The sequence below is a fragment of the Flavobacterium sp. genome (genome assembly GCF_044369455.1).
Taxonomy (GTDB): Bacteria; Bacteroidota; Bacteroidia; order Flavobacteriales; family Flavobacteriaceae; genus Flavobacterium.
Map to the genome: position 1 here is coordinate 1 of NZ_JBIPLW010000055.1, position 7,413 is coordinate 7,413.

At 60.0% G+C, this 7,413-nt stretch carries 5 protein-coding genes; all 5 read left to right on the top strand.

Features of this window, described 5'->3' with window-relative positions; translation table 11 throughout:
- Positions 1 to 220, top strand: a 220-nt coding sequence (locus ACIQ2L_RS13915) for a hypothetical protein (protein ID WP_396159869.1), incomplete at its 5' end; no start/stop codon positions are given.
- A 37-nt stretch (positions 221 to 257) separates the two neighbouring features.
- Positions 258 to 2,006 (top strand): sialidase family protein, encoded by a 1,749-nt coding sequence (locus tag ACIQ2L_RS13920; RefSeq protein WP_396159872.1) that lies wholly within the window; start codon positions 258 to 260, stop codon positions 2,004 to 2,006.
- Between the two features lie 8 nt (positions 2,007 to 2,014).
- On the top strand, positions 2,015 to 3,802 hold the full coding sequence (locus ACIQ2L_RS13925; RefSeq protein WP_396159874.1) for a sialidase family protein: 1,788 nt from the start codon (positions 2,015 to 2,017) through the stop codon (positions 3,800 to 3,802).
- Complete coding sequence (locus ACIQ2L_RS13930; RefSeq protein ID WP_396159876.1) at positions 3,799 to 4,800, top strand: ThuA domain-containing protein; 1,002 nt, start codon at positions 3,799 to 3,801, stop codon at positions 4,798 to 4,800. Before ACIQ2L_RS13925 ends, ACIQ2L_RS13930 begins: the two co-directional genes overlap by 4 nt.
- Before the next feature lie 4 nt (positions 4,801 to 4,804).
- Positions 4,805 to 7,413 (top strand): glycosyl hydrolase family 28 protein (locus ACIQ2L_RS13935; RefSeq protein ID WP_396159878.1); only part of this gene is annotated, 2,609 nt, incomplete at its 3' end.

Here is a 7,413-nt window from a genome sequence, read left to right on the forward strand (position 1 = left end):
ACCACCTTGCTGCACGCACCGCTGGCCGCGCTGCGTGCCGATGAGCCCCCAAAGCCCACCGTCAAAGTCACGCAGGAGCTTCGCAAAGGCCGAGAAGATGACCCAGTCCTTCATGTATCCTTCGATGGTGATCGACGGTGACGATATCGCCCTGCTCTGGCGATGGACATCCGCCCGAAACTGTGACGAACGCAAGGAAGATCATCATCAACTCGAATAACGAAGTAACTCAAAGCATCCAACAGCACCTAAACATCATGAAACACACCCTCACACTCCTCACCGTCCTGTTGCTCGCGCCGCTGGTCGGGCTGCACGCGCAAACTCCGAACTTAGCCAAGCCCCTGGTCGATAACCTGCTTAACGACTCGCAACAAACCGAAGCCAAACCGCAAACGGGCGCACCGAGCTTTTCTGATGCCGTCGCGGCTATCGCAAGCAAGAAGCCCTCGAGCACACCACTGGCGCCTAACCTTGAACCGGGGCCGGAGTTTGCCGATGGAAATCGGATCTGGCAGGGGTCCGGGAGTATGACCATCAGCCCGAAGGGTCGGATTTGGCTGTCATGGATGTCCGGTGGAGGTTTCGAAGGTGACCGCACCGAGCCGACCTTTACGCTCCTCTTCACCAGCAGCGACGGAGGCCAGACGTGCCAAGGACCCGTCGCGGCGGTCAAGTCACCGCGTGGGCAGCATGTTCAAGATCCCGGACTCTGGATCGATCCACGCGGTCGGCTGTGGTGGTATTACTATGCGAATGGTGGAATGGTAGCCAACATCGCTGACGATCCCGAAGCAGCGAAGCCACACTTTCAGCCTCCGTTCTTTGTTTCGCAGGGCTTCTTTATCAACAAGCCGACCGTCTTGGCAGATGGCTCATGGCTCTGGACGCCGCATAATAAGTTCCCCACTTTGGGATTCAAAGGGGTAACGGTTTATCGGTCGCAGGATGAAGGAAAGAGCTTTGCATTCGCCGGCAGCGTGAACAGCCAGCCCGGCGTAGAGATCCAGATCGGAGAGCCAATAACCGTGGAACTGCGCGACGGGCGGATCGCCTTGTTTATCCGCACTCTCGCGGGAATCCGCAGAACAATCTCGGCCGACGGCGGTCGCACCTGGGGCGACATGGAGGCACTGCCTGGGCTCAACGCCGTCGTGCACTCGCGCTTCTTTGTGAGCCGTCTGAAATCTGGCAACCTGCTGCTGGTTTACAATCGGCCGCCCGAAAGGCCCGATCCGCTCGCCACCAAAGGTCCACTGGTCAATTTCCGGCAACTGCGGGAGCGGGTGCACATGACTGCCGTGCTTTCCGAAGACGACGGGGTCACGTGGAAAGGGGGATTGCGACTAGATGATCGCGACAGCCCTTCTTACCTCCCAGATGAAAGCCCACACCGAAGGATTGAGAAGCTCACGACTTACCCGGATGGAGTTCAGAGCGACGACGGCACGATTTGGGTCAGCTACGATCTGAGCCGCTACGGTGCAGATGGACGGGAAATCGTGCTCGCGCGCATCCGCGAAGCCGACGTCCTAGCGGGCAAGCTCGTTTCGCCTGATAGTCGCCTCAAGATTCGCGTTCACAAGCTGACCACACCGCGGCACGACTACATCCCAATCAACCCGCAGAACCCCAACGACGAGGACTACACCCCAAACGCCGTGTATCTAAACCGCCTGCTCCGCTTTGAGCCTGCCGAACAATCCGACGGCATCTTCAAGCTCCAACCGCGACTCGGCGACCTGCAGGGATTGGAGACCGACATTTTCACCGTGCGCGGCCCGATCCTTTTCAAATCGCAGCTCAAGGACGGCGTGCAGGAGATCACCATTGCTCCTCCGGTAAATGTGAAGCTGACCGTGATCGTCCCTAAATACGCGACCAGCAAAACGGGTCCGCTCACCGCCGGCACAGTGAGGGATGACGGCTGGCGCGAGCTGCCGCTCACCCCAGGTGAGCCGACAACCCTCCGCATTCCGTCAAAGCAACAAGGAAATGCACCATGAAGTACACCATGAAATACATCCTCTCCCTCACCGCCCTGGTGCTCGCGCCGCAGGCTGCATTGCATGCTGCCGAACCACCACTCAAAATCGGTGATGTGCATGCTCCCCTCTGGGTCGGGCGACCGCCGTCGGATGCTGTCAGTGGACTGGTGCGTCTGGAGAATGGCGAATTGCGTCACTACGATTACGGCATCGACCCGACGCCGGAACTCCGTTCTCACCCAGACTTTCTGCCGACGAGTTTCGTCTTCAGTCGCGATCAGGGACTGACTTGGGAGACGCAAAAAGTGTCAAAGGGGCATTACGGGGCGGATGCGCGCAGCCCGGTCTCGGGCGAGTATCTGCGGCTGCAAGACAACAAAGATGGTGTTTACCTCATCAAGAGCAAAGGCGGCATCGATGGCCAGTGGACGATGCGCCGATTGTGGGAGATCAAGAATCCCGGCTCTGAGTTTAACATCACCCCCACCGTCATGTTCATTCGCAGTGGCAAGCGCGCCATCGTGCCGTGGAGCTACATCCGCTACAACACTCCCGAGCACCATCACCAGGCTGGCACCCTCTTTTCGGACGACGATGGCGAGACTTGGCAGAGATCCAACTTGCTCGAAGCACCGCCGCATCAGCCCGACCAGCGCGACCTGTCCGTGCGGTGGCAGAATGGAGCCACGGAGCCAACCGTGGTCGAGCTGCGCGATGGTCGCTTGTGGATGATCATCCGTACCTCGCTCGACTACCACTACCAATCGTTCTCCGCCGATGGTGGGGCGACCTGGAGCCAGCCGGAACGCTCGCAGTTTTACGGCACGATCACCAGTCCCCGCATCGGTCGACTCAAGGATGGTCGTCTGCTCTTCATCTGGAACAACACGACCTCGCTGCCCGAGTTTTCGAAGAATGAGTTCACCGCGCCCTTCATCCAGGAGAGCGCGCAAAACGGAATCGGCGAGGACGCATTCACCAATCGCGACGCCGTTCACGCGGCAATCTCCGATGACGACGGGAAGACTTGGCGCGGCTTCCGCGAGCTGTTCCTCAATGCCCGCCGCAGCGATGGCAACTACGGCGAAACCGGAGGTCTCGATCGCAGCGTGCATCAGCCGCAGTTTGTGGAGGTTGAAAACGGACGCGTCGTTTTGTCGGTGGGCCAGCACTGGCTGCACCGCTCACTACTCCTGTTCGATCCCGACTGGCTGCTGGAGACGAAACGGCAGTCTGAATTCGCCAGCGGACTCGATGACTGGTCGGTGCAGGGCTACAAGAAAGGCCTCCGCGGCCATTGTTCATTCAACCGCTACGAGTCATCTACTCTAATCGCGCATCCCAATGATGCGAAGCGGCGCGTGCTCAACGTGCGCAACTCCGGCCGCACCGACGCCATCTATCCCAACGGCGGCGCGACGTGGAATTTTCCTGGTGGGCAGGCAGGCTTTGTGGAGACGCGCATCCGGCTGCAGCAGGACTTCGGCGGCGCACGGATCTGCCTGCTCGACCGGTGGCTGAATCCCACCGACCCCACCGTAGCATCACTCGCGATGGCACATCTCGATCTCGCCTCAGGAGGCAAACTCAAGCCGCAGCAATGGCACACCCTGAGATTCACCTGGAAGTCCGCTGAAGCAGGCGCGGAGATCGAAGTCGCTCTCGATGGCCAGCCATTCGCCAAGCTGCCGGTTACTCGCAGCGCTCTCCACGGCATCAGCTACCTCCATTTCCAATCCACCTCCTCCAACCGCGACTCCGGCATGCTCATCGAGTCGGTCCGCGCTGAAATGACTCAACCTGAATCGCCATGAAAAACACAAACAGAATCCTCTCCGACATCAGCCGCCGCGTCTTTGTTCAATGTTCGGCGGGAGCGATCGCCTCCTACGCTGGCTTCTCGGAATTCGCCCAGGCCCAGACGGCCCAAACCGAGAACACGTATGGTGTCGAGACACCGGAACTGCGCAGCCGCGCTGAGGTCTCGGCCGTTCTCGGCAAGGGACCGAAGCCTGCATTGGATTCGAACCTGCGACCGCTTACCATTCTCTTCGCTGGGGGAGCAAAGGATCATCCACCCAAGTCCCATTCTCACGATGTGCTGCCGAAACGCTGGAAAGTGCTTCTTGGCGGTGCAGGTCCAGGTGATGAGGCGGTGACGAACATGTATCGCCCCCAGGTGGAAACGGACCGCGCATTGATCGCCGCAGGCTCGCCGCTGGTCAAAGCACTAAGCACCTTGGAATGGCCTACGGAGGCGCAGTTCGCCACCGCAGATGTCATCATGCTTTATCAAAGTCCGCTGTGCTGGAAAGACGCGAGTCACCTGTCGCAGATCGAAGCGTACTTGAACCGTGGTGGCGGCCTTGTGCTGTCGCACTATGTGCTCTGGAATGCTTCGGCTGCGCTCGCGGACCTGCTGGGTCTCGCCAAGGGGAAGTACAGCCAATACAAGCACAAGGTCATCACCTTGAAGCTGCGGGAGCCACGTCATCCGATCATGCATGGGTTGCCGGACACCTTCACCATAGCCGACGAGTGCTTTTGGAATCTGCAAGGTGACCGTAGCAAGGTGACTGCACTCGCCACTTCCGATGAAAACGTAGGCGATAAGGTCAGCGCCGAGCCCGTCATCTGGACCCATGAGCACGGGAAGGGCCGCGTCATGGCCTCCACCCTTGGTCACTTCGATTGGACATTCGACGACCCCTTCTTCCGTACCATCCTGCTGCGCGGCATCGCCTGGGCCGCTGGTGAGTCTCCCTACCGTTTCGATCCTCTCATCCTGCGCGGCATCCCGCTGAAAGACTGATCCGATGAAACCCACCCTCACACTCATCACCGCCCTACTGCTCGCGCCGTTGGCCTCGCTGCATGCGGCTGAGCCCAAGATCTTCGACATCACGACCTATGGCGCAAAAGGGGACGGCACGACGCTGAATACCTCCGCGATCCAGAAAGCCATCGACTCGTGCCATGCGGCCGGAGGAGGCTCGGTCCTCGTGCCCAGTGGGGTCTTCATGTCTGGCTCGCTCCGTTTGAAGAGCAGGGTCACGCTGAGAGTCGAGAAGGATGCTATCCTGCGAGGCAGTCCGAAAATCGCCGACTACACGGATGAGACCGCGCCTCTGCACTGGGGTGGTGTTTGGGCATTTGCCGCCAGCCAGTGGAAACAGTGCCTGATCTACGCTGAGGATTCGGAACAGATCGGCATCGAGGGCCCCGGAACGATCGACGGACAGGGCGGGCTCGAGCGAAAGGTGTTTCCGAACGCCAACGACTCGCGCCGGCCGATGCTCTTACGATTCGTCGGTTGCCGGAAGGTGACCGTTCGCGATGTGAAGATGCTCGATCCGGCGGCGTTCACGACTTTCTTTGTGCGCAGCGAGGACATACTCATTGACCACGTCACGATCCGCAGCCGGCATTCGCCAAATGGCGACGGCCTTGATTTCGACGGTTGCAAGCGAGTCCGCATCAAGGACTCCGATATCGATGCCGGCGACGACGGCATTGCCTCCAAGGTTTTCCATCCCGACTGGCCGAACGAAGACTTCGAGATCAGTGGCTGCTATATCACCTCACGATGGCATGCAATACGCATTGGCACGGAATCCATCGCAGCCATTCGGCGGCTAACTGTGCGCGATTGCGTCTTCACGCAGAGCCAGGGCGGCATCAAGATCGAATCATGCGAAGGCGCGCTCTTCGAGGACCTTTCTTTTTCCAGCATCGAGATGAAACAAGTATGCCAACCATTCATGGTGCTGGCATCCCGGTTCCCCTTTAGCACCCATGGCAAGTCGGCTCGCCCTCCGGTGGGAAGGATTCGGAACGTGCGGTTCGCGGATATCCGGGTGGTCGCGGGTGTGGGAGACGATGTCGGATTCCAAAGTAAAAGTGGAAAAGACGATCCTTTCGAGCGCCTGTGCTCGGCGGTTGTTTCGCGTCCAGGGACGCGCATTGAGGACGTGTCTTTCACAAATATCGACCTTATTTTCCCCGGCGGCGGTACGGCGGAGCAGGCGTCGCGTCTGGAGGTAGGCGAACTACTGGAGTCCTCCAACTATGTGAACTGGGCTCTGCCTTTCGACGGCGAACTCCCCGCCTCGGCGCTCTATCTGCGCCATGTCAAAGGCATACGCCTCGAGAACGTGCGGCTTGAGGTGGAGAAGCCCGATGCCCGCGCCTTCATTGCCGGGGATGATGTCGAAGGCCTGACGCTGAGCGGCGTCATCGCTCGCGCCCCTGCACCAGTGCCCGGTCTCGTGAAGCTCGCCGATGCGAAGGACGTGACCGAGAAGGATTGCCGCGTGGAATGTGGCGCGAACGTGCCCGTGATGATCGCACCGACGGCAGACGAATTGCGCCGGCTTGACGAGCTTCGGAAGCGATCCTCTGAACTCGACGGCGAAATCCAGCAGAAGGCTGACCAAGCCGATGCCGCTAAGAAAAAGACAGCCGGATCTCCGGCGACCTTCTGCAATCCGCTGCCGATTCCCAATTACCCCATCGGCCGCGCTGCGCGCACAGCGACGAAGGGATCGCCTGACAGCGGTGCAAACTGGCTCCTCGGACATCAGGAGCAGTTCCGTGAACTGGCCGATCCCGTGGTTCTCTGGCACGATGGGAAATGGTATCTCTACCCGTCCGGCGACATGGCATGGGTCAGCGCGGACCAAGGCGCGACCTGGCAGCATCATCCGCTCAATGTGCGGGAGATCGGCTATCCCCCCACCGTAGTGCGCCATCGAGACCGGTTTCTGCTCGGCAACAACACTCCCACGCTCTACGCCTCCGCTTCGCCGCTCGGGCCGTTTGAGAAGATCGGCGACTTGCAGCTCAAGCCCAGCGGCGAGGTTCCGCCGCTGATGGGCAAGATGCTCTTCTCGGATGATGACGGACGGCTCTTCCTCTACTTTGGCGTTTCGGAAAAGGCTGGCATCTGGGGGGTGGAACTCGATGCCGCCGACCCGACGAAGCCTCTCACTGCGCCAGTGCGTTTCATTGCCTTCAATCCAAAGGACCGCCCCTGGGAGGCCCATGGCGAATGGAACCAAAACCCGAACAAAGGCTGGCTGGAGAGCGCGTGGATGCTGAAGCGTAACGGCCGATACTACCTGACTTACGGTGCCGCTGGGACTCAATACCGCACTTACGCGATGGGTTGCTCTGTCAGCTCATCACCGCTCGGACCCTTCACGCCTCAGAAGCACAATCCGATTCTGCGCACCACCGATGGCCTCCTCACTGGCACGGCCTCCGGCAGCATCGTGGCCGGGCCGGAGAATCAACTCTGGGCCTTCTACACGATCCGTGCTGGCGTGGTTCACAGCTTCGAGCGCCGCATCGGCATGGATCGCGCGGAGATTGATGCCAACGGCGAACTCGTCGTTCACGGCGCGACTTCGCTCCCACAGTGGTT